We start from the raw sequence: 230 nt of genomic DNA, 5'->3' as shown, positions 1-230 counted from the left end.
GTACTAAGCATTTAGCAGGTTTGTTGGTTGATTTTCAAAAGCAGTATCCAAATTTAAAGTTAGATTTACGGCTCACAGACCAATATGTAGATATAGTAGAGCAGGGTATTGATATTGCTCTGCGCATTGGCGTATTAAAAAACTCAACGCTCATAGCTAAAAAAATTGCCCCTATACGTTTAGCTGTATTTGCGTCACCCGACTATTTAAAACGCCATGGCACGCCACAA

1 protein-coding gene is annotated in these 230 nt (G+C 38.7%); it reads left to right on the top strand.

What is annotated here, in order from left to right:
* Positions 1 to 230: LysR substrate-binding domain-containing protein (locus AAEY57_RS21310; protein ID WP_350608820.1), on the top strand; the 230-nt coding region annotated here is incomplete at both ends.

The sequence above is a fragment of the Pseudoalteromonas sp. MER144-MNA-CIBAN-0113 genome (assembly GCF_040308965.1).
In the GTDB taxonomy this organism is placed as follows: domain Bacteria; phylum Pseudomonadota; class Gammaproteobacteria; order Enterobacterales; family Alteromonadaceae; genus Pseudoalteromonas; species Pseudoalteromonas tetraodonis.
This window is presented reverse-complemented; position numbering and strand designations above follow the sequence as displayed.